A 21944-nucleotide genomic window follows, 5' to 3' on the forward strand; every position below is an offset into this window, starting at 1 on the left:
TACAGAAGGACCCTATTAAGATATGAAGTAGTTCATTTCTTACTATTCTAATGTATGCAGAAGATTACGCCAGACCAAACAAGTGTACTAGTGTAAATCCAACTAAGGACAACAAGACCGAACCTATAAGTCCTGCTGCAAAAGATTTCATTCCTAGTCGTCTAAATGCTGCCAAATCAACGTTTAAACCAAGTCCAGCCATCGCCATAGCGATTAGCATATAAGCAATCGTTACTATTCCATTTGCCACTGATGCGGACACAATCCCTAACGAATTCACACCGCTGACGAGTAAGAAACCTAGAATAAACCAAGGAATAGGAATGCTTCTCCATGAGGCTTTAGACTGTCCACCTTGCACTTTTCTTTCTGCACGATTGGTCCAAACCCCAATTAAGATAGCGACAGGAACGAGTAAGGCCACCCGAGTCAATTTGACGATAACCGCCATATCTACTGCTTCATTCCCACCAGCATCTGCTGCTGCGATGACGTGAGCAATTTCATGTAAGGTAGCTCCAGAGAAAACCCCATAACCAAGATCCGATAAGCCTAGTAAAGGATACAAAAAAGTGTAGAGTAATGTGAATATTGTACCTAAAATAGCAACTATCGCTGCGCCAATAGCAGTTTCGTCGTCTTTGGCTTTGATTTGTGGAGCAATCGCCACCACCGCTGCCGCACCGCAAATCGCTGTTCCGCAAGCCGTTAAGATACTGAGTCGCTTATCAACCTTAAACAGTCTGGCAAGTCCGAATACAACAGGGATCGTAAATACGATCACAATAACAGCCAGTAGAAATACCCGTGGACCTGCAGCAACAATATCCATTAAATTCAGCCGCATCCCAAGAAGGATAATCCCAAGCCGCAGCAGCTTTTTACTGGAAAAATCAGTGCCTTGCGTGATCGTACCAGGCACTCCGGCAGTTGCCCGCCAAATAATTCCGATTAAGATGGCAATGACCAATTGGCCCATAATAGAGAGAAATGGAAAGCCTGCTAAATATTTTGCAACTAATGCAATGATTAAGGTTAATCCAATGCCAAGCGCAAAACCAACTTGTTTCTTATTGTTTGATTGGTATAATCCCTGTGAATCCCCCATGTCGTATACCCCCTCGTATGATTCTCTAGATGATGGAATATGTGTGTACCCCATGAATCAACAATAATACGCTCAGGCTTGAAAGTTAAATACCAATATACTATCCGTAAGATTAGTAATCCTTATGCTTGAATTTACGCATAAAAAAAGCTCCTTCGAGAAGGAGAATGCCGAAGCATCCACCTCCAAAAGAGCGATTGTGTTCCTATATTAAATTTAAACTTCAAGCTTTTGAAGCTTAGTCCCCTTCGGGAGTACCGAAGTTATATACTCGTGAACTGGGTGTTGTCCTTCAGCTTCCGCAAGTACCGTCACAATTCCTTGGTCCGTACCTGTTCTGATCAGACGTCCCATTCCTTGTTTAAGTCTTAGCAGCATGTAAGGCAAATCCACATCTTCAAAAGGATTGGAAGTCTCCGCACGTTTCGCCATAAATACAGGGTCAAGCGGTGGATAAGGTAGCGACCAAATGATCACATTAGATAGTGAGGGTCCTGGTATATCTAGTCCTTCCCACAGCGTCACCGCACATAGCACACTATGCTCATCCCGTTGAAAGGCTGATATTAGATAGCTGATCTCTTGATCCCCTTCATAGAGGAAAGAATATTTGCTGGATTCTGCTCTCAGCGAGTTGAGCTGCTTGAACTGCAGAAGTTCTTCGCGAGTACGGAACAGCAATAGGGCTCTTCCTTCTGTCTGCTGGATAAGTTTTATAGAAATCTCCATTTTCTCAGCAAAATCACCTTTCCGAAGCTCCGGTACATAGACATTCATCTGGTGCTCATAATCATATGGTGAGTCTACGGAGAAGGACAAGAAGTCTTGTATCCCAAGACTGTCCTTCAAGTATTGGAATGATTTATCCACGGATAATGTAGCCGAAGAGAATACGATTGGCATTTTTTGCGTGAATAAGCTGTCTTGAAGTACTTCCTTAACATTACGCGGCATGACCGACAGCGTTAAACCATCGCTATCTTCCGTCGCCCAGCAAATTAGTGCACCTGAATCCTCAAACAACCTCAATGCGATCTCAATAGTCTCCAGACGTTCTTCCACAATTCGCAATTGATATTCATCAATCGTGTAAAGTCCACTTTCGAATACTAATTCTTCTTCAATTGCGGCAATTACACTACGCATGCGATGTACCTCACGGATTAGCGGCGCATTAAGCTCAATGCTTTTTCGATCCGATCCCGGAATGCTGCGGCATTGACGACGGATGTATTTGAACATTTGCTCACTTTGCATAATCGCTTCATCGATAAGTACAGCGAGCGTCTCACGAATCTCATTTTGTAGCAGACGAGAGATCAGTTCTTCAAAGACGACATGCTTCATTTTATATCCTAACGCCTTCATGGCGGCAGATTCTAACAAATGCCCTTCGTCAAAAACAACAGCACAATGTTCTGGAAGCAGAGGAATTTGACCCTCTCGCTTACGCGCTTCATAAGTCCAAACATGCTCCATGTAATAATCGTGAGAACAAATGATCAAGTCGCCTGATTTCCGGTAATGATCACGGGACAACGTCTGTCCACAGCGGTGCCGCATATCGCAAGTAAAACAATCCTGAAACGTATCCCAGTTAATCTTATTCCATTGCTCATCGTTCAGATCTGGATAATCCCTTCGGTCGCCATAGGCATGGAACTGCTGCATCGGTGCATGAGAATGTACAAAATCAGGTAAAGTACCATATAGACTCTCCAGCGGCAAGCTGCCATCATCATTGTTGCGAGCATGATCCAGCTTTTTCAGACACATATATTTATCAGGCGATTTCGCTAGTCTGGCATCGATACTCATATTCAGATGCTTCGCAAGCTTGGCAATATCACCCTCTGGCTTCACCAACTGCTCAATCAAGGACTCGTCCGCACAAGCGATAATCGCAGGTTTACCCCTATATCGTGCGTAACAAATGCTGTATAACAAATATACTAAAGTCTTACCCGTACCGACCCCTGCCTCAGCAAAAATCGTCTTTTTCTCAGCAAACGCTCTTTCCACCTGAAAAGCCATGTAAATCTGTTCATCACGAACTTCAAATCCTGCCTCAGGAAGAATTTCATAGAATACATCGCCGACCCATTCCCCTACTTGCTCCATAAAAGGTCTGGTCCGATCATATTCAAAAGGATACTGTGTCGCCAACAAGCCTACCTCCAATATTTGATCAGGCATATCACTTATGCCATGAAAAATAGAATCAACGGAAAAACTCTATTATCTCATAACATTGGAGTAATTACAAAGTAGTTCATTTGGAAACAGGTTAGATATCGAGTTTACGAGTACCAAGCCATTTCACCATTTCAGGGTCCCGATGTGAAAAGAACAAACTCTGATTCGTATCTAACTTAGTAATGGACACCATTTCCTCTTGGCTTAATTCAAAATCAAAGATATTGAAGTTTTCGATAATTCTTTCTTTACGAACTGACTTCGGAATCACAACAATTTCTCTTTGTGTCAGCCACCGTAAAACCACCTGAGCCACGGATTTATTATACTTTTCAGCTATGGATACCAGAATCTCATTCTGGAACAAATTATTTTTCCCTTCAGCAAAAGGAGCCCAGGACTCGATTTGCACATTGTTTTCCTTCATGAATTCTGCATTTTCGATTTGCTGGTTAAAAGGGTGTGTCTCAACCTGATTCACTGCAGGGACTACTTCATTATGAAGAATCAAATCAATCAGACGATCCGGACGGAAATTACTAACGCCGATTGCACGCACCTACAAGTCCAACAGCAGATTACTATAGCAGGCAGGAGGATCCTTACCTTTAATAGAATTAACAATTATATTGCATATTCCACAAAGAAAAATCTAATGCAATTTTTTGGCGCTATTTCAATCAAATCGGAGCTAATTTTAGAAGAATTAAATAATTTTTATTCAAAGTATCGCGAAAATGAATGGAGTTACATCGTTGAAAAGCAAGTGAGTAATAACATTACCTTTATTGAACATCGTGACTTGAAATTCAAAGCTTTGAAAGCAGATGAAACGCTGATCAACTATTATATTGTCTATACTTGGGGCAGTAGTGACTATCCATTAAGTGATCTTGACATACGAGGGCATTAACACTTAAAGCAAGATATTTTTTTAGTATTAAGCAAAAGGGCGGGGAAGAAATGCATTGGGTATTTTATTCTATTGCTACCAACGATATTAATTGGGCTATTTTTATTTTACATTCTTCCAGCAATCCAGAGACCTTATGTTTTAATAGTTCCTATGGTATTTGGGTTGATAAAGAGCTCATTCATTTAAAAACGGCAGCCTAGAACTTTGTCTCACTCGTCCAGGGCTGCCGCTTTTTATTAAGGCTAGTCTAATCCATCTGTACCCTTACTTCCAAAAGTCCGACCCAGCAAAAATCAACTTTTTATCCAGCGCTTCTCTCCCATCCTCAAAGCAATCTGCCCAAGAAACACGCTTCTTACTTAGGAGCGCAGCATCCTTCACTTCATATTCCTGATATCTTACAGTTTGCTCATTCGCTGAGTTATTCCAGTTGTCCCAGCCCAAAGGATGAATATGCGAACCCATCTTACAACCCACAAATGCAGTTTTAGCGTACTCGCGCCAAGGCCGTCCTAGAAACACTGGAGCAATATCAGGGACGGCTGTTAAGAAGCAATTCTTGAAAATAAAACCATGTGACTGTCCCTCGGGTGTCGAAGCAGCTGTTATATACCCTGCTTGATTCTCACTATGGCGCAAGCTTCGGATCTCACATTGATCGAAATAAGCCGTTGCACCGCCAAAAATAAAATCAACCGTTCCTTCTATATAGCAATGCTGATACAACTGGCGATAATGGATATGATGATCTCTCAGTGGAATGCCTCCAAATGCCCCTCGCTCTCGTGGAGCAGGTGGCAAAGGTCCTGTAAATAACGTGTCTTGATACCCTTTAAAGGTACAATGTCTGAACACGGTTTGGTCGCAATGTGCATAAACGGCTACCGCCTGACCAATATGTTCTCCCTGCCCAGCACTGTTGGTAATCACCAGGTTCTCTAAGACCAGGTCGGTACCTCCCAGAAATAACGTTGGTGTAGCAAACGTATTGATTTCTTCACCCGCTTCATCACGCTCTTTGGCATAACGATTCATGGTTATTTCCACGGTTCCAAGTCCAATGATCGTAAGATTAGAACGGTAAATTCTAACTGTCTCATGGTAGACACCTGACAGAATATAGAGCGTATCCGCTTGGCAAATTGGCTCACGCTCTAGCGAATCTATTGCCTCTTGAATCGTGTGATAATCGCAACAGGATTCTTTGCCTACTACTAGCATCGGTGGTTAAGTTCCTTTCTATGGATTTTATAGATGCTTCGTCAAAAATTGCTGCCATAAAGTCCGCATTTCCAAGGTCTCCATATGCCCACCACTGGAAATGACAGGTTGCCAATGTTCTGATCTCCCTGCCGTTTGATAAGCTTCGAACAGCCCCCTATCCAAGAGTTCTACTCCTGCAATGGGACATAGCCGATCATTTCTGCCTACTAGGCTCATTCGCGGGCGGGGAACGATCCGCTTTTGAATATCGAGCGTTGTGAAATGCTTCAATAACCCGGGCACATAAGAATAGTAACCATGGTGATCTAGTCCTCTTACAGCAATTAGGGTATGCGCATCTACTTGACCACAAATATCGACAATCACCCCAACTCGTTCGTCTAATGCAGCCAGCCACCAGGCCATCAAACCACCCATGGACATGCCGATTGTTGCGATGCGAGACGCGTCAATATCCTCACGTTGGCACATGTAATCTAGCATTCGAATATTGTCATACAGCATCATGCCCCACATGACCTGCCCCTGCCACAGCATTTCCTTCACTAACTCACTCTCAGTTCTGCCACCACGCTCATTAAATCCCCACATATCGATACAGCAAGCAGCGTAACCCATCTCCGTTAAGACTTTAGCAAAAGAGGGCTGTTGCAAATAGGAACTACTCCGAATAAACTCATTGCGTCCATTCGCGTAATTCCCTCCATGAGAATGATTAAAGACAACCAGCGGAAACGGCCCTTCCTTATGCAAAGGGATTGCTACATAAGCAGGCACCTGTTCAATCCCATTAAGATTCAGTAAAAGGGATTCCAGACTATATCCGTCCCGTTCCTCTTGGTTCATCACAGTTACCGAAATCGGCTTATCCGTCGGAAGATCACCTAACAGTTCCTTCAGTTTATCAGGCTCCATGGCTTCCTCCCTTTACGGACACACATTCTGTTCTGAGGGCGAAACTGTAACTTGTTCTACTAGTTTTTCTTGCTTGCTCGTGTTCTTCGAATGACAATTTATGATCTCTATGGCTTCACCATTTTCAATATAAAAAGCAGGTCCTTCATGATTCTCAATGCTCACCTGATGAAATTGCACATCTCTAGCATTGCCCAGAAAAAATCCGCGATTGTTCATGTTCTCGATCCCTGTCATCATGTCCGGATGCCCGGGAATCGCATTGCGTGCCATGGAGATATCAATATTTGTAAAAGTAATCTCCGATACATACTGCTCCGCAAGTCCATACAAGAATCCCGCAGATGCATGAACATTACGTGCGGTAATATTGGCGAAATGAATTCGTCTAAAGCATGGCGTTTCATCTGTAATCGGATAAGGATTTTTGTCCCACACATACTTTTCTTTCCCGCGAGGTCCACAGAAATAATACAGATTTAGGGTAAACGGACAGATGACGTCTTCCATTACGATGTTACTAATGCGAATATCTTCTATTGTACCGCCGCGTCCCCGTCTTGATTTCATACGTATGCCACGATCGGTTTGTTTGAAGACACAGTTACTGATGGTTACATTACGAATATCTCCGCTCATTTCACTTCCAAGTACAACCCCACCATGCCCATGAACCATAGTACAGCCCGTAATCGTGATATTCTCACATGGAATGCGCTCCATCGTATCTTCAGTTCCCGCTTTGATAGCAATACAGTCATCACCTACATCAATATTACAGTTACTAATCCGAACATTCGTACAAGATTCTGGATTAATACCATCTGTGTTCGGAGAATCAGCCGGGTTCAAAATAGACAGATTATCAATCGTCACATTGTAGCAGCCCACAGGATTAACGGTCCAGCTTGGAGAATTCATTAGCGAGACATCCTTAATCGTTACCCGCTGACAGCTATCAAATCCGATCAGAGTCGGACGGGGATACTTCAGCTCTTCCCGACGGTTCCGAAATACATCCCACCATGCTTTGCCATTACCATTAATAGTTCCGCTTCCGGTAATCGATATATTGACTAAACCTTGACCATGAATACAAGGAGTATGAACCTGCTGCTTCACCCCTTCCCATCTGCATTCCACCGCAGGGTAATTCACCGGATTCGTACTGAATGAAAGGATCGCTCCTGGATTTAAATTTAATTCGATGTTGCTCTTCATAACAATCGCACCCGTATAGTAAGTACCCGCTGGCACATAAACGGTTCCTCCACCAGCCTCACTTGCCGCTTCAATCGCACGCGCAATCGCTTCTGTCGCTAACATCCCGCTATTCTTAAGCGCTCCAAAATCCTCAATATTATATACGGACATTTTATAGCACTCCTATTCTATATCAGATTCAGCCTCTTAATTGCTCGTACTCCACACAGGCTTGCAAGAAAGCACCGACACCCTTTTGGTCGTTAGTCACAATAGGCTCGCTAATGTAATAAGCGAAAGTGCCGTCGCGTTGATCTACGCCACCTAACCCTGCTACTTGGCAATTCTTATTTAGATTGACCCATCCTTCTTTGGTCTCAAGAACAAACTCTGAGATTAGTCCTTGGAAAGCGAGTTCTAACGGTACGTACCAACTAGCCTCTAATACGCCTAATCGAATACCTTTTGCCATGGCATACACGATCATACTGGAAGCAGAGGCTTCGAGATAATTTCCTTTGCGTTCACCTAGATTAATCACTTGATACCAGACCCCGGATTCCTTATCCTGATATTTCTCCACCGCAGTTAAAGTATCGTTTAGTATTCGTACCAGTTCTGGATAATCTGAATGCTCACTAGGTAGCAATTCCAGAACATCAACTAAAGACATGAGATACCATCCGAGTGAACGCGCCCAAAAGTTTGGAGAGCATCCTGTCTCGGGGTCACACCAAGGTTGAACACGCTGTTCATCCCATGCGTGATATAGCAGCCCCGTTTTCGTATCTTTTGTGTGTTTCTCACTCAAGATGAATTGTTTCGTCACATCTTCAAGCCCCCGCCCTTCCTCAAAGGCTAGCAAGTAGGCTAAATAAAAAGGTGCACCCATATATAGACCATCTAACCAGATTTGATAGGGATAAATATTTTTATGCCAAAAAGCACCTTCCGAGGTTCGCGGATGTGTCTCTAGCTGCTTTCTAAATATGGTAGCTGCTTGTTTATATTTTTCCTGCTTGGTTTCTTTATATAGCGTAATTAATAATTTCCCGTTGTTAATGTGATCGATATTGTACTCATCCAAATGGTAGCCTTTAACGCTGCCATCTTCCTGAATAAAGTAATCCATCTGATCTTGAATGAATTGCAGATACTTCTTATCGCCGGTTTGCTTCCACAGCCATTCAAATCCATTCAATACGACACCATAGTCATAGGTCCAGCTTCCGTTGTAGCCTTTATCCTCATAGAGCTTTGGTGTCCTCGCCATGATAGAGTCTGCTGTGCGAATTGCCCAATGTGATCTCTTCATCCCAACCTCCTGAATATCATTAAATTTATGAATAACTTTCTCTCACAAAATAATAGGACTTGATTCTCAGTCCCAGAGAATCAAGTCATTGTCTAGTAAGAATTCAATGGAATCACTCTTGGATTAAGCTCTCCATCTCAACACAAGCCATCACCAACGCGCCCACGCCATGTAAATCATTTTTAACTTTAGGTCGAGTAATGTAACTCTCATAATCCCCAGCCGAAGTACCGATACAGATGTCCGGCAGAATTAACCTATCCTGCTCATCCCACTGAATGATTTGGATTAACCCTTCATACCCTTTTCTAGCCGCGGCTGTAGCGACTTCCGCATCACTTACAATGCCATGCTTCACTGCTTTGGCAATTGTGTAGACAAATAAACATGAACCTGAGGTCTCCAGCCAATTATCCGGCTCATGCCCCTTATCTACGACCTGATACCAAAGTCCACTTACCGGATCTTGATAACGAATAAGGGCATCAACAAAATCACGTAAAGTAGAAGATAGCCCTGCCCGAGCAGGATCACTAGCAGGTAACAAATCTAGGAATTGCGATAAGGCTAGACCATACCAGCCCAGCGCTCTGCTCCAGAATTCCGGTGAGCACCCTGTCTCCGGGTTCGACCATGGCATCCGGCGGCTCTCGTCCCAAGCATGATATAATAATCCGGTTGTCTCATCTTTCATATACTTACGCATTAACATCTCTTGATGGAGAACCGTATCACGTAAGCTAGGATCACCATAGACATTAGCATATTTTAACGAGAATACGCCTGCCATATAAAGCCCATCTAACCACATTTGGTTAGCATATTTATCCTTATGCCAATACCCACCTTCAGAGGTTTTGTTTAACGTAAGCAATAAATTCCTCAGCTTCTCCGCAGCGATGCGATACTTGAGTTTACCTGTCCGCTGATGAAGATTAAACAGCAGTTGTCCAGCTTGAACAGCATCCAGCTCATCGCGGGCAAAATAAAAGTTACCATATTCATCTACCAAATTATCCACGTATTCCTGAATATAGTTAATATAGCGGTCTTCTTGATAAGCACTCCATAATAGCTCCATACCACACAGAAATACACCTTGATGGTAGTGCCAACGATGTGCTGGAGGAAGCTCTCCCGCTCTGTAAGTATCCATTAAAGAATCGCATGCCTTTTTTGCCCACTCTATTGGTGTTGTTGGTATCCTGCCAGTCATCTCCAAGCTCCTCCCAAAGAATAATCTCTCTCTTCCTCTTATTAGCCTTTCATAGAACCTAACATGGCACCTTTGGCAAAATGCTTCTGAAGGAACGGATACACCATGAGAATTGGCAGAGTAGCTACCACGATGACAGCCATCTTAATGGTTTGATCCGGCGGTGGAACAGTGGCATCCAGCGTAGCACTGTGGTCCATTCCACTAGCCAGGACAACGATTTGTCTCAATAGGACTTGAATTGGCCACTTGCTGCTATCATCCAGATACAGAATAGCGCTCATGTACGTGTTCCAATACGTAACCGAATAGAACAATCCGATGGTCGCTAAGGCTGGCAAGGATAAGGGCAGGACAATCCGGAACAAAATTCCGAAGTCGTTACATCCGTCAATTTTGGCAGATTCCTCCAAACCCTCAGGGATATTTTGAAAAAAGTTCTTCAAGATGATCATATTAAAGGCACTAATGGCTGAAGGCAGAATAAGTGCTGCATAAGAGTCAATGAGACCTAATTCCTTTACTACCAAGAACGTTGGAATCATTCCTCCATGAAAGAGCATCGTGAATACGACCAGGAAGTTAACCACTTTACGTCCGTCCAAATCTCTTCTAGCCAGGGCGTAAGCCATCAAAGAGGTAATGAGCATGCTGAAAGCTGTTCCAATGACCGTTACACCAATGGAAACTCCCATAGCTTTAAATAATGTGTTCGTTGAAAAGATGAACTTGTACGCATCCAAACTCCATACTTTTGGGATCAATACAAATTTATTGGCGGCTATCTCCGCACTTGTTGTAAAAGAACCCGCTACAACGTGTACGAAGGGAAGCACTGTCACCAATGCAATAATTGCTAGCAGCGTAAAATTTATAGCAGAAAAAATTCTGCCGCCGATTGTTTTATCCTCTACCATTTCGATTCCTCCTACAACGTATCAATAGACGCCTTCTTCTCCCATTTTCTTGGAGATTTTATTCACTGTCATGACCATGATCAAACCAACAATGGATTTAAAGAATCCGATGGCTGTACTGTAACTAAACTGTCCTTGTCTCAAACCTGCGGTATACACATACGTATCAATAATTTCCGCGACCTCTCGATTCATGGAGTTAAGCAGCAGATAGACATGTTCAAATCCAAGATCCAGAACGGAACCGATTTTCAAAATAAACAAGGTGATTATCACGCCTCGAATAGCTGGAAGTGTAATATGCCAGACTTGTCTAAGCCGCCCAGCTCCATCCATACGTGCTGCTTCATAGAGCCCAGGATCGATTGCAGCAATAGCAGCCAGATAAATAATGGTTCCCCAGCCCGCTTCCCGCCAAATGACCTGAATAATGTACATCGGTCTGAACCAGCTTGGATTAAGCAGGAAGTTGATTTTTTCAAAGCCAAAATAGGCAAGCAGCTCGTTGATAATCCCCCCGTCCATCGTAACCATTACAAACGAAATGGAGACGACGATAACCCATGACATGAAATGGGGTAAATAGAATAGGGTCTGAAAGGTTCTTTTGAAAAAAGTACCTCTAAGCTCGTTCAGCATCAGAGCCAATATAATCGGTATTGGAAAATAAATAAGAATATTCATCCCAAACAAGATAAGCGTATTTACTAAAATATTTAAGAAGTCAGGTTCTGTAAACAACCTGCTAAAATGCTTCATCCCTACCCAATCACTACCTGTAATGCCTTGATACGGCTTGTAATCTTGGAAGGCAATTATTAATCCATACATAGGAAAATATTTAAAAATAACAAAGTACAGTACGCCCGGCGTTAGCATGACATAGAGCCATTTATTTCTCCACAGCCGCTTTTTTAATTCACTGTTGCTCTTATAAATACGCTTTGGTTGTGGAGCTGGCTGTGCGGTGAGTTCCTGCATGTTTCTCTTCCTTTCTCCTTCTTTATTCAAACTCTTTATTTCTCCAGGTGACTATGAAGAGAAAAGGTTGTTGAACCAGGATCAACAACCTTTTCAGCTACATATTGTTCACTCAAGCGTTTCGAACAAAGGGATTACTTCTTGTACAAAGCGTTGTACTCTTCAATAATCTTAGCTCCGCCACGGCTCTTCCAGTTTTCAACTTCTTTTTCGAACCCTGCTTTGTCGATCTGTCCGTAGATGTACTTGTAAGTGGCATCAGTAATGATCTGTTGAAGCTCAACACCTTTTTCTGTATAGGTAGCTGAATCCATAGCAGCTGTTGGATCTGGAACGCCTACCTTAACATTCTCAAGAACTAATTCTTCTGCATGAATACGACCTGGCAGCACGTTATAGCTTTGGTACATGCCATTTGTTTCATATTCTCCGATAACACTATCCTTAAAGCCCTTTACTTCACGTTCGATCAGCTCTTTGTCATCTGCCGGCTTCGCTTTACCGTCTTCAACCGTATAGTGAACGCCTTCAATTCCCCAATACATCAAGTTAGCTACTTCAGGGGTCATCATTGCATCAAAGAAAGCAAGGATTTTCTTCAGCTCTGCTTCGTCCTTAACAGCAGATTTCGGGAACAGGACGACGTTGTTATACCCTGGAATCATCCATTGGGCAAACTTTCCATCCGGTCCTGCAACCATACTATGTGTGTCCAGAACTGCATCCGGGAAATTCTTGATGGTATCTTTATTAAGAGAATCAATATCCTGCATGGAGCCCCCAATATAAAGGCCGCCTTTACCACTGGTGAACATATTCACCGCATCTGTTTTACTGGTAGCCGCGAAGTCCTGGTTCATATAACCGCCATCACGTGCCTTTTTGAAGAAGTCCATCGTTTCGATATATTGTGGGAAAGTAAAATCAGGCGCTAACTTGCCGTCAATTTCACCCCAGGTATTAGGTGTACCAAACCATGAGGAGACCGTTTTAAAAGCACCATAGGTCAATTCATTCCGATCAATAATACCTGTTGTATCTTTTTGTCCATTTCCATCTGGATCTTGTTCTGTGAAAGCTTTAGCCATTTCAAATAATTCATCTACATTAGCTGGTGCAGCAAGTCCTAATTTATCTGCCCAGTCTTTTCGGTAAATGATCCCTTGGCGTGCAAGTGGACGCCCGATATATAGGGTATAAAGCTTGCCATCTACTTTCGTGTTATTCAGAATTTCCGGTTTCATTTTACTTAAATTAGGGAATTCACTTAATAGTGGACCAATTTCCCAGAACTGACCGTCTTTGATCGCGTCTTTCATTTGAATAAAAGTGGTTTGATTTTTCAAATAAGTTACTTGTGGCAGTGAGCCTGTAGCAAAGGATGAATTCAGCTTTTCTTCATACGTATCTGCTGGATAAAATTGATAAGTTAGCTTGGTGTTCGTCAATTTCTCCACTTCTGTTTTAATTCTGTCTGGTGGTGTTTCTGTCGTATTCAATGGAAGCATGATTTTGATTTCTGTAGGTTCCTCTTTAGGTGCTTCAGTCTCTTCCACCTTTGTGGTGTTCTCTGCACTTGTAGTTGGAGCTGCTGCTTCTTCTTTGTTATTGTTGTTACCACCGCATCCAGCTAACAATGTGCTGAATGTTAACAGTGCTGTTAACAACATGGTGAAGGATTTCTTCTTCATACCATTTTGACCTCCATAATTTGAATTGTTTACGAGTTCCACGTTACATCCTTCACAAGATTACGAAAACAATCATTTCCCCATAACGGCGCGTTCTGAAAGGGATCTGAGCAAATGATTATGGTGATAACACAAAAAATCCACCGCGTCATCCGCAGTGGATCAAAATAACCTATTTACTTCTCTATCCCAAGCTCAGCCTCACCATACTCCTTAATAATCAGATCTCCTCCGCTAGCTCTCCATCTCTCAACTTCCTTCTGGAACCCCTCAGCGGTTATATTGCCTAATATGTAATTGTACGTAGCATCCACAATGATAGTTGACAATTCCATATTCTTTTCATCATAGGTGGATGAGCTTAAGGACACGGTCGGATCGTCGACCAGAAAGGATTCATTATCTTTACTCAGCTGATCCGCAAGTGAGGTCAATTGCTCCTTCTGGGCCACCTCCATAATGTTCTTATTACTAATATCTGCAATCATCAAAGAATATAACGGATTCACTTCTTGCACCCGCAGTTCTGAGGTTTCCTCGGGAAGAATGATTTTTCCACCCTCAAGCTGATAATGGCGCCCTTCAAACCCATACATCATTATATTCGCTACATCTTTATCCATGGTTCGATCAAAAAATTCGAGCACCTGACGGAGTTCATCCTCTGTCGCAATCGCTTTTTTGGAGAAGAGATAGAGTCCGTTATAATTGGGTATCGACCACACCTTATATCCTTCAGGCCCTTTGATCCGATTGATTAGCGTAAGTTCTGCCTTTGGATTCAAATTCTGCGCTTCAATAGATAGCCGCTTTACATCTGTCATACTCCCAATAAATACACCAGCAATCCCATTAATGAACTTATCGCGTTGCACTTCTTTGCTCGTTAAGGCAAAATCCTGATTTATAATTTTCTGATCATATAATTTCTTCATGAAATTCATTGTGTTCATATACTGGGGGGTCACGAATTCAGGAACAAATTGATGATTCTCTAGTGTCCAATTATTCGGTGTGCCAAAATACGAACTTAACGTCTTGAATACTCCATACACGAGATCATTACGGTCGACTAATCCGAGGGTATCTTGTTTACCATTCTGGTCTGGATCATTATATGTAAATTGCCTCATGACCTCATATAGTTCATCTAGTGTTTGCGGATTATTTAAATGAAGATTGTCGAGCCAATCCTTGCGTATAATGACTCCCTGTCTGGAAGAGGGGCGCTCCGTATATAAGCCATAGATCTTACTATCTACAGAAGTCTGTTTAAGAATAGCAGGGTCCAGTTGTTTAAGATTAGAGAACTCCTGAAGATACGGGCCGATCTCCCAAAAGGCATCCGAACGAATAGCATTTTTTACCAGATTATAGTCTGAGAATTTTACAAATGTGACCTTCCCGAGGGAATTGGTCGTCAAAGCAGTATTCATCTTATCAGTATAGACCCCCTCTGGAACCCATCTTATATCGAGCTTCACGCCTGTCAATCTTTCGATCTCCTCCATAATCTCTTTAGAGGGCTGTTGTGGAAAATGAAGGGGCGCCAAAATCGAGATGCTCGAGGGAGACACAACCGTGCCGGATTCAGCAGATTCCATATTATTGCAAGCGCTTAACAAAGAGAAAACGAGCATTGCAAATAAACACAAATACAGCGTTGCCCTTCTACCCATAGATACTCTAGACATTTCTGTGGCCTCCTAAGATATTATAAGGATTATCACCCTATAGCTTGAAGATTTTACATTTTATAAGCATAATTAGAGCTAATGATTATCACAGAACGAGATGATTATTGTTATTTCCTACCAAGTTACATACACTTAGAACAAGTGTCTACTTCTACATAAGTAAAGGTGCTGAGCCCCGTGAGACCATTAAGTTTTCTAAGTAAGCTAACGATGTTTGCCTTTGTAATTAGCACGCTGCCTGTGTTGTTTATCGGTTCTTTTTCATATCTCACATCGTCAAAAGAAATTCAAAAAAACGTTAACAACAGTAAAATGGAACTAATCTTACAAATCACCTCAAATGTAGAACATAAGTTAACAACTGTCAATCAAACATTAAACCAAGTAATCAACTCTAGTGTATTAAAAAAAGCACTTAACAATCCATTAAATGAAACCGATTTCATTTTATACAATGATTTAAGAAACGAAATTCGCAATATGCAATCCTTCGATACGAAGCTGGAGGATGTCATCTTACTAAACCAGCAGCAAAATTGGATGATCAAAAATTCTGGTGTCTATCGTCTGGATGAATACAAAAACCATGCGCAGCTAACCAACCTGATGAATATTGCCGAAGATACCTCGTGGATTTTGAACCCATCCTCCTTATTTTATAGCGAGGAAAGCATCAACGTTACTGGCTGTAACTACAGCATTAGTCTTATCAAGAAACTTCCGACCAATAAGCTACAAAAATATGGGCTTGCCTTGGCTAATATTCCTGTCTGCAGCCTTCAAGATTTCATTAATTCTGATGTGCAGCCACTCGATGATATTATCGTTCTGGATAAGACAGGTCGATTCCTTCTCCATCCGGACCGCAACTTGATCGGTAAGCCAATGAGAGAAGGCGGATTTACAGAAGACACTTTCATTTCTGATCCTTCTAAACTCTCAGGACAGTTCAAGACCGTCATCCATAAAAAGAATTACGCTGTCACTTACATGCGCTCCCAGATGAATGGCTGGGTCTACCTTTCGGTCACATCCATGGAAAGTTTAACGAAAGAGTCGCAAAAAATTGGTCTGTTTACAATATTCGTGTGTACCTTTATGCTTCTGCTGTCTATTCTCTTGGCATGGATCGGATCAAGACGGATGTACACCCCCATTGAAAGACTAATGAATCAGATGGGCCAACGCAAACCGGATATTAAATCTAGACACACGAATGAATTTCAGATTATAGGAGAACAAGTTCATTCTCTGTTCCAATCCAAATCACAGCTGGAAAAAGAAGTCCGGCAGCATATCCAGCAGGTTCGTACCTTTTTCCTAATCAATGCTTTCCATGGTAATGTCAAGAAGCGCGATCTGCTCGAGGAGCTAGAACAATTCGGCTACCATAAGCAGCTCGAAGAATGGAAGACGATGGCTGTGATTACGTTGTCGATCGATTTTGCCGATGATTCCAGTTATGAGAAGAAAGATCTTAATCTCTTATTGTTTGCTGCCCACAATATGATTGAAGAGTTAGTCAGCTCTGAACAACGACTGGCTCCTGTAATTATGGATCATGCCGTGGTCGTCTTATTGGGGAGTCCGGACTGCGATACTCAGTCTTTTCACAAGACCCTGTATTCTCTAACGGAGAAGCTGCAGCAAGAAATTAATAATTACCTCAAGGTGCAGGTGAGTATTGGACTGAGCCTTCCCTTCAACGCTTTCGATAAATTATCCATCGCCTACAGAGAGGGTCTCGAAGCACTGAAGCATCGGATTAAACTTGGCAAAGGCGTCATTATCCAGTATGAAAATATTAACTCTGGCAAGCATTATCTGAACTTGAACTACCCTACACATAAAGAAAATGATTTACTGGACGCTATCAAATTGGCTGAAACGGATAAAGCAAAGGAACTCATTCATTTTCTCTTCAAATCAATCTTTGCTCACGAACTTTCACCTCAGGAATACCAGATTCCGTTGACGCGCCTACTCAATAATTTACTCATTATGATGCAGGAATCCGGTATTAGCTTAAATCAAATTTATCATGCCAATGGTTCCATATTTGAGGAGCTGCATGACCTTCATACTGTGACAGAGATTGAAGATTGGTTCTGGAGCATGGTCATTAATCCGATGATCAAGATTTTTAACAGCAGACAAAATGCTCAATACCACAACATCTCTGAGAAGATCATCGATCTGATACAGCATGATTATGATACAGATCTTACTTTAGAAGAGTGTGCTTCACGCCTGCATTACAATGCCAACTATATCAGCAGTGTGTTCCGCAAGGAAACCCAGTACTATTTTAGCGAATATCTAACGATGTACCGATTTAAAATGGCGAAAAAGTGGCTGAAAGAAACTAACATGCCCATTAAAGATATTGCGGCCAAATTAAGATATAACAACTCTCAGAACTTCATTCGCTCTTTCCGTAAGCAGGAAGGCATGACACCTGGGCAATATCGGGATCACAATACTGGCAGTAAACAAAAATCTACATTCGATGAATCTATTTAAAATAAGCACGAGAATACTGTTCTCGGATGAATCAAAAAAAGAGACTATGCATCTCTTTTTTTGAAATCTTGTTAACGTGTGCAATCACTCCACAAACCTTTATCTGGTCACATGATTTGGCTAAGAAAACACCCTCACATTAAAGGAGAAGATCCTATGACACCCACATTATTTATTGCTGGCGATTCCACTGCGGCTATCAAAGGTGCTGGAGAAAAACCTATGACGGGCTGGGGAGAATACCTGCAAAGTTATTTTGGGGCCTCTGTTCGAATCGAGAATCGCGCCATTAATGGCCGCAGTACCAAATCATTTATCTCAGACGGCCGCCTGGATGCCATCCGTAAAGACTTCAAAGCTGGCGACTACCTGTTTATTCAATTTGGACATAACGATGAGAAAAAAGATGATCCATTACGTTACACCGATCCAGAAACCGAATATCGCCGCAACCTAGTTCAATATATAGAAGCTGCTCAGCGGTTAGGTGGTACTCCGGTTCTGTTAACCTCTGTAAGTCGCCGCCGCTTTAACTCCGCTGGAGAGCTTGACCCGTTTGCTGTAGGCGCTTATCCCGAGGTAATGAGACAGGTAGCTGAAGAAACTCAAACACCGCTACTTGATATTTTCACAGCCTCGCAAGCGCTCTATCGTTCATTAGGCGAAGAAGCATCTAAGAAATTATTCATGCATTTGCCTGAAAAAGTACATCCCAATTATCCATATGGCGTTACGGATGATACTCACTTCTCGGATGAAGGTGCGCAGCAGATTGCTAAACTTGTGGTTCAAGCTCTTAAACATAATACAGCCTCATCTCTATCAAACTTACAACAACTTTTATAAGGAGTGATCACGGATGACGGTCGTGAAGGGGTAGGTTATACCTATACTGGCGGATTTGGCGGCAAAGCGATCTGCTCACTAATTGCTAATGAATTAACACATATCTTGATTGGCAAGGACGCCAGCTGTGTAGAAAGCATCTGGGAGCATATGAACCTCTCTATAAACTTCTGGGTGGCGCAAGCAATGAGGTCAAATGTTATGGTGGAGCGATTGATTTAAATTTCCCATTAGAAAAGCTACTGCGCAACAATCAAAAATACTTAGATATGGGCCTCCAGGCTGTCAAAATTAAACTAGGCTTATAACCTCTCCGTCTCCACACATGGGATGCAGGAATTACATGTTAGTTTGTTAGCGGCTATGCCCAATGCAGGTTATCTGGAAATGCATACCTTCCCCATCGATCAATACACCACACGTCCTCTAGTGATTAACAAAGACAATGGGATGGCTATTGCGATTGCGCCTGAAGTAACTGGCACTGGGGTTACCTTTGACTGGGATAAATTAGCGCCACACAAACAACATTACTAAGAGGAGCGATCACATCCTATGAGCATCCCCCTTCATCTAGGTGTTCGAGCACATGATTTCACACAGGTTCCATTGCAAGAGTTAATTGAAAAGATTAAGTCATATCATTTCACTCATATCCAGTTTGCACTTAAGAAATCTTTTCCTGATAGTGCCCCTAGTCTGACGGCTATAAGCCCTGGAACGGCCAGTTATTATGGCAATGCTTTTAGACAGGCAGGTATTCAGATTGCAGTGCTTGGCTGCTATGTAAATATTGTAGATACCGATCCTCACAAACGGGCGCAAGCGTTAGCCGCGTTTAATACCCATCTGCGCTTGGCCAGAGATTTCGGCGCTAGTCTGGTAGGTACGGAAACCGGAAGTGTGGGATTAGGGTTTACCACAGATAATTTTACAGAAGAAGCTTTCCAAGAGGTGGTGACATCGGTTAAGGCTATGGTGGCGGAGGCCGAACGTTTTGGTGTGACGGTAGGAATTGAAGCAGGAATTCATCATCCGCTATATACCGCACCCTTAACCCGCCGACTTCTGGATGAAGTCCCTTCTAACAATCTTCAGGTCATATTGGATTGCGCAAATCTTATGTCGCCTACAAATTACTTCCATCAAGAAGCTATTATTACGGAGGCGTTGAAGCTTTTAGGAAATCGAATTGCTATCATTCATTTAAAAGACTTTATCGTCCAAGATGGAGCTATACAAATTGTCCCTGTAGGTCAAGGGTGGCTAGAGTTTGAGCCGATTCTTCGTTATATGAAATATGAACGTCCGCATATTCAGGGCATCTTAGAGAGTACTCCTGAATCGCATCTAAGAGAAAGCATCGCTCTTTTACAGCGGATATATGAATCCCTGTAGAGCTTCATCCCATTAAAACTAAAAAGTCCACTGCACACCTCATTAACTTGTGCAGTGGATTTTTATATTCTGTTTAACATCCGTTTGACCTCCATGAAATAATGAGCTGTTATGATCAAGACATCAAGAGTATTTGGGAGGGGTTCTATGCGTCTTGCTTTATTTACAGACACATTTCTTCCGCAGACGAATGGTGTTTCACTTACGCTTCAGCGCTTAACCACTCATTTAAAACGGCGAGGTATCGAGCATCTGCTGTTTTCGCCGAAATCTGCTCCTGAAGACAGTTATGCCGATCCCATACGTCCCATTACCAGTATCCCCTTTTTCTTGTACCCAGAATGTAGACTCGCGCTGCCGAATATGTCCTCCATCCAGTCAGAGCTAAAAGCTTTTCGACCCGATCTGCTTCATTTGGCTACTCCGTTCAATATCGGCCTATGCGGCCTTCGCTATGCGCGAAAGCTTGGTCTACCTCATGTCGCCTCCTACCATACCCACTTTGACCGCTACCTTAATTATTACCGGATGAAAAAAATCGTTCCTCTTTATTGGAAGTACATGAAGTGGTTTCATCGGTCCTGTGATGCTACCTTCGCGCCCTCCAACGAAACACTCGATTCCCTCCAAGCTCAAGGTTTTCAACGTTTGAAGCTTTGGTCGAGAGGCATCGACTGCAATCTCTACACTCCGAAAAAACGCAGCCATCAGGTCCGTGATCGTTACGGAATTACCGCGCCGTTATTGCTACTATATGTGGGAAGGATCGCTCCTGAAAAAGATATCAACACCCTTGCTCTCGCCATGCAGCAATTCCCCGAGTCTATGCAAGCTCAGGTTCATTGGTTGATTGTTGGTGACGGTCCCTTACTATCAGAGACGCGGGCGCAGGCGCCGCAAAATGTCACGTTTACAGGCTACAAGCACGGTGAAGAGCTTGCTCAATTGTATGCCTCAGCTGATCTATTCGTCTTCCCTTCCAGTACGGAAACCTTCGGTAATGTTGTCCTTGAAGCAATGGCCTCTGGACTGCCTGTCCTTGCCGTGAATGAAGGCGGGGTAAAGGATCTGGTTACACCCGGTCGCACGGGAATGATCGCCCCACCTCGTTCTCCGGATGCTTTGATTCGTGAGATTTGTGCATGTGTAGAGTATCCCCAAAAGCTGGCTGCTATGGGTTATGAGGGGCGACAGCTGGCACTCGGCCGCTCGTGGGAGAGCATTTTTGATGGACTCATTCGCGATTATGAAGAGATCATTGAGAATAGACGCTTCGATCTTATACCGGCTTTACTACCATTAGTATAATAATGACGATAGTGAGCACATGTACAGCTGCTTCTAACGGAGCGATCTTGTTCATAGCGGCGGTATAACCTTCAGGGATTTCTTCGCCTTCACTGGCCATCACGATCTGGGTCAGCTTTTTCAATCGAGGTTCAACAAATCCAATAATAATGACTTCTATCACGATAAAAAATAATAACGAAAGATTGATCCACAACACCGACAAGCCCATTTTATCAATGATCATTAACAAAATACCTGTAACGATCAGGGTGATTCCACCCGTTTTGGGGAATCTGTTTATTTTCTTCATCATGCCAAATACAAAACGAAGCTGGCTGCCTGTCTTGGCTGAGCTTGTCAGTATTGGCAGCACAAAAGCTGGCCCAATTCCCACTATGGCTGCTATAACATGTATAACTACCACAATTTTAGAGATGATATCCGTCAATTCCATGATTACAATCCTCCCTATCATTCGTTGTTTAGATTCATATGACGATGATAGGGA

Annotated in this window: 19 protein-coding genes and 1 pseudogene; 7 read left to right on the forward strand and 13 right to left on the reverse strand. The window is 42.7% G+C overall.

The window, feature by feature from the left end; genetic code table 11:
* Positions 1-64: 64 nt before the first annotated feature.
* The 3 genes and pseudogenes from UQ64_RS16165 to UQ64_RS16175 form a co-directional block, all read right to left on the reverse strand.
* A complete protein-coding gene (locus tag UQ64_RS16165; protein ID WP_060624467.1) occupies positions 65-1108 on the reverse strand; it encodes a YeiH family protein in 1044 nt (347 codons plus the stop codon).
* 216 nt (positions 1109-1324) lie between these two features.
* On the reverse strand, positions 1325-3229 hold the full coding sequence (locus UQ64_RS16170) for an ATP-dependent DNA helicase (RefSeq protein WP_245238055.1): 1905 nt from the start codon (positions 3227-3229) through the stop codon (positions 1325-1327).
* Between the two features lie 166 nt (positions 3230-3395).
* A pseudogene (locus tag UQ64_RS16175) lies at positions 3396-3863 on the reverse strand (aldo/keto reductase); the annotation flags it as partial.
* On the opposite strand from UQ64_RS16175, the gene UQ64_RS16180 reads away from it, so the two are divergent.
* Positions 3804-4217, forward strand: coding sequence for a hypothetical protein (locus UQ64_RS16180; RefSeq protein WP_209445825.1), 414 nt, complete (start codon positions 3804-3806; stop codon positions 4215-4217). The pseudogene UQ64_RS16175 and the gene UQ64_RS16180 sit on opposite strands and share 60 nt — an antisense overlap.
* A gap of 267 nt (positions 4218-4484) precedes the next feature.
* Here the strand turns inward: UQ64_RS16180 and UQ64_RS16185 are convergent, their stop codons facing one another.
* The 9 genes from UQ64_RS16185 to UQ64_RS16225 all read right to left on the reverse strand — a co-directional run bounded on the left by UQ64_RS16185 (position 4485) and on the right by UQ64_RS16225 (position 15376).
* The gene (locus UQ64_RS16185; protein WP_060624470.1) at positions 4485-5441 is read right to left on the reverse strand and encodes a pectinesterase family protein; all 957 of its coding nucleotides are present in this window, start codon (positions 5439-5441) and stop codon (positions 4485-4487) included.
* Positions 5442-5468: 27 nt separating this feature from the next.
* Positions 5469-6359, reverse strand: coding sequence for a dienelactone hydrolase family protein (locus UQ64_RS16190; RefSeq protein WP_060624471.1), 891 nt, complete (start codon positions 6357-6359; stop codon positions 5469-5471).
* Between the two features lie 12 nt (positions 6360-6371).
* Positions 6372-7733, reverse strand: a complete 1362-nt coding sequence (locus UQ64_RS16195) for a glycoside hydrolase family 28 protein (protein ID WP_060624472.1) — start codon at positions 7731-7733, stop codon at positions 6372-6374.
* A 28-nt stretch (positions 7734-7761) separates the two neighbouring features.
* Positions 7762-8877, reverse strand: a complete 1116-nt coding sequence (locus UQ64_RS16200) for a glycoside hydrolase family 88/105 protein (protein ID WP_060624473.1) — start codon at positions 8875-8877, stop codon at positions 7762-7764.
* Between the two features lie 112 nt (positions 8878-8989).
* The gene (locus tag UQ64_RS16205) at positions 8990-10093 is read right to left on the reverse strand and encodes a glycoside hydrolase family 88/105 protein (RefSeq protein ID WP_060624474.1); all 1104 of its coding nucleotides are present in this window, start codon (positions 10091-10093) and stop codon (positions 8990-8992) included.
* A gap of 41 nt (positions 10094-10134) precedes the next feature.
* A complete protein-coding gene (locus UQ64_RS16210; protein WP_060624475.1) occupies positions 10135-11010 on the reverse strand; it encodes a carbohydrate ABC transporter permease in 876 nt (291 codons plus the stop codon).
* 21 nt (positions 11011-11031) lie between these two features.
* Complete coding sequence (locus tag UQ64_RS16215; RefSeq protein WP_060624476.1) at positions 11032-11991, reverse strand: ABC transporter permease; 960 nt, start codon at positions 11989-11991, stop codon at positions 11032-11034.
* Positions 11992-12125: 134 nt separating this feature from the next.
* Positions 12126-13682 (reverse strand): extracellular solute-binding protein, encoded by a 1557-nt coding sequence (locus UQ64_RS16220; protein WP_060624477.1) that lies wholly within the window; start codon positions 13680-13682, stop codon positions 12126-12128.
* 176 nt (positions 13683-13858) lie between these two features.
* On the reverse strand, positions 13859-15376 hold the full coding sequence (locus UQ64_RS16225) for an extracellular solute-binding protein (RefSeq protein WP_060624478.1): 1518 nt from the start codon (positions 15374-15376) through the stop codon (positions 13859-13861).
* A 180-nt stretch (positions 15377-15556) separates the two neighbouring features.
* Here UQ64_RS16225 and UQ64_RS16230 point away from each other — a divergent pair, with 180 nt between their 5' ends.
* The 6 genes from UQ64_RS16230 to UQ64_RS16255 all read left to right on the forward strand — a co-directional run bounded on the left by UQ64_RS16230 (position 15557) and on the right by UQ64_RS16255 (position 21454).
* Positions 15557-17902: a helix-turn-helix domain-containing protein gene (locus tag UQ64_RS16230; RefSeq protein ID WP_060624479.1), complete on the forward strand. Its 2346-nt coding sequence runs from the start codon at positions 15557-15559 to the stop codon at positions 17900-17902.
* A gap of 156 nt (positions 17903-18058) precedes the next feature.
* The gene (locus tag UQ64_RS16235) at positions 18059-18748 is read left to right on the forward strand and encodes a rhamnogalacturonan acetylesterase (RefSeq protein WP_060624480.1); all 690 of its coding nucleotides are present in this window, start codon (positions 18059-18061) and stop codon (positions 18746-18748) included.
* Positions 18749-18751: 3 nt separating this feature from the next.
* Complete coding sequence (locus tag UQ64_RS32195) at positions 18752-18970, forward strand: hypothetical protein (RefSeq protein WP_060624481.1); 219 nt, start codon at positions 18752-18754, stop codon at positions 18968-18970.
* Positions 18971-19078: 108 nt separating this feature from the next.
* Complete coding sequence (locus UQ64_RS32200; protein WP_245238027.1) at positions 19079-19285, forward strand: hypothetical protein; 207 nt, start codon at positions 19079-19081, stop codon at positions 19283-19285.
* Between the two features lie 18 nt (positions 19286-19303).
* Positions 19304-20146: a sugar phosphate isomerase/epimerase family protein gene (locus UQ64_RS16250; protein WP_060624483.1), complete on the forward strand. Its 843-nt coding sequence runs from the start codon at positions 19304-19306 to the stop codon at positions 20144-20146.
* A gap of 147 nt (positions 20147-20293) precedes the next feature.
* Positions 20294-21454: a glycosyltransferase family 4 protein gene (locus UQ64_RS16255; protein WP_060624484.1), complete on the forward strand. Its 1161-nt coding sequence runs from the start codon at positions 20294-20296 to the stop codon at positions 21452-21454.
* Here the strand turns inward: UQ64_RS16255 and UQ64_RS16260 are convergent.
* Positions 21426-21890, reverse strand: coding sequence for a DUF2269 family protein (locus UQ64_RS16260; RefSeq protein WP_060624485.1), 465 nt, complete (start codon positions 21888-21890; stop codon positions 21426-21428). The two genes, UQ64_RS16255 and UQ64_RS16260, sit on opposite strands and share 29 nt — an antisense overlap.
* Positions 21891-21944: the final 54 nt, after the last annotated feature.

The sequence above is a fragment of the Paenibacillus etheri genome (genome assembly GCF_001012825.1).
Lineage (GTDB): Bacteria > Bacillota > Bacilli > Paenibacillales > Paenibacillaceae > Paenibacillus_AQ > Paenibacillus_AQ etheri.

Coding starts and splice junctions, on each gene's coding strand:
- UQ64_RS16170 (WP_245238055.1), bottom strand. CDS start 3,229: ATGGAGCAAGTAGGGGAATGGGTCGGCGATGTATTCTATGAAATTCTT.
- UQ64_RS16235 (WP_060624480.1), top strand. CDS start 18,059: ATGACACCCACATTATTTATTGCTGGCGATTCCACTGCGGCTATCAAA.
- UQ64_RS32200 (WP_245238027.1), top strand. CDS start 19,079: ATGCAGGAATTACATGTTAGTTTGTTAGCGGCTATGCCCAATGCAGGT.
- UQ64_RS16205 (WP_060624474.1), bottom strand. CDS start 10,093: ATGACTGGCAGGATACCAACAACACCAATAGAGTGGGCAAAAAAGGCA.
- UQ64_RS16195 (WP_060624472.1), bottom strand. CDS start 7,733: ATGTCCGTATATAATATTGAGGATTTTGGAGCGCTTAAGAATAGCGGG.
- UQ64_RS16165 (WP_060624467.1), bottom strand. CDS start 1,108: ATGGGGGATTCACAGGGATTATACCAATCAAACAATAAGAAACAAGTT.
- UQ64_RS16225 (WP_060624478.1), bottom strand. CDS start 15,376: ATGTCTAGAGTATCTATGGGTAGAAGGGCAACGCTGTATTTGTGTTTA.
- UQ64_RS16190 (WP_060624471.1), bottom strand. CDS start 6,359: ATGGAGCCTGATAAACTGAAGGAACTGTTAGGTGATCTTCCGACGGAT.
- UQ64_RS16215 (WP_060624476.1), bottom strand. CDS start 11,991: ATGCAGGAACTCACCGCACAGCCAGCTCCACAACCAAAGCGTATTTAT.
- UQ64_RS16220 (WP_060624477.1), bottom strand. CDS start 13,682: ATGAAGAAGAAATCCTTCACCATGTTGTTAACAGCACTGTTAACATTC.
- UQ64_RS16250 (WP_060624483.1), top strand. CDS start 19,304: ATGAGCATCCCCCTTCATCTAGGTGTTCGAGCACATGATTTCACACAG.
- UQ64_RS16180 (WP_209445825.1), top strand. CDS start 3,804: ATGAAGAATCAAATCAATCAGACGATCCGGACGGAAATTACTAACGCC.
- UQ64_RS16255 (WP_060624484.1), top strand. CDS start 20,294: ATGCGTCTTGCTTTATTTACAGACACATTTCTTCCGCAGACGAATGGT.
- UQ64_RS16210 (WP_060624475.1), bottom strand. CDS start 11,010: ATGGTAGAGGATAAAACAATCGGCGGCAGAATTTTTTCTGCTATAAAT.
- UQ64_RS16185 (WP_060624470.1), bottom strand. CDS start 5,441: ATGCTAGTAGTAGGCAAAGAATCCTGTTGCGATTATCACACGATTCAA.
- UQ64_RS16200 (WP_060624473.1), bottom strand. CDS start 8,877: ATGAAGAGATCACATTGGGCAATTCGCACAGCAGACTCTATCATGGCG.
- UQ64_RS16260 (WP_060624485.1), bottom strand. CDS start 21,890: ATGGAATTGACGGATATCATCTCTAAAATTGTGGTAGTTATACATGTT.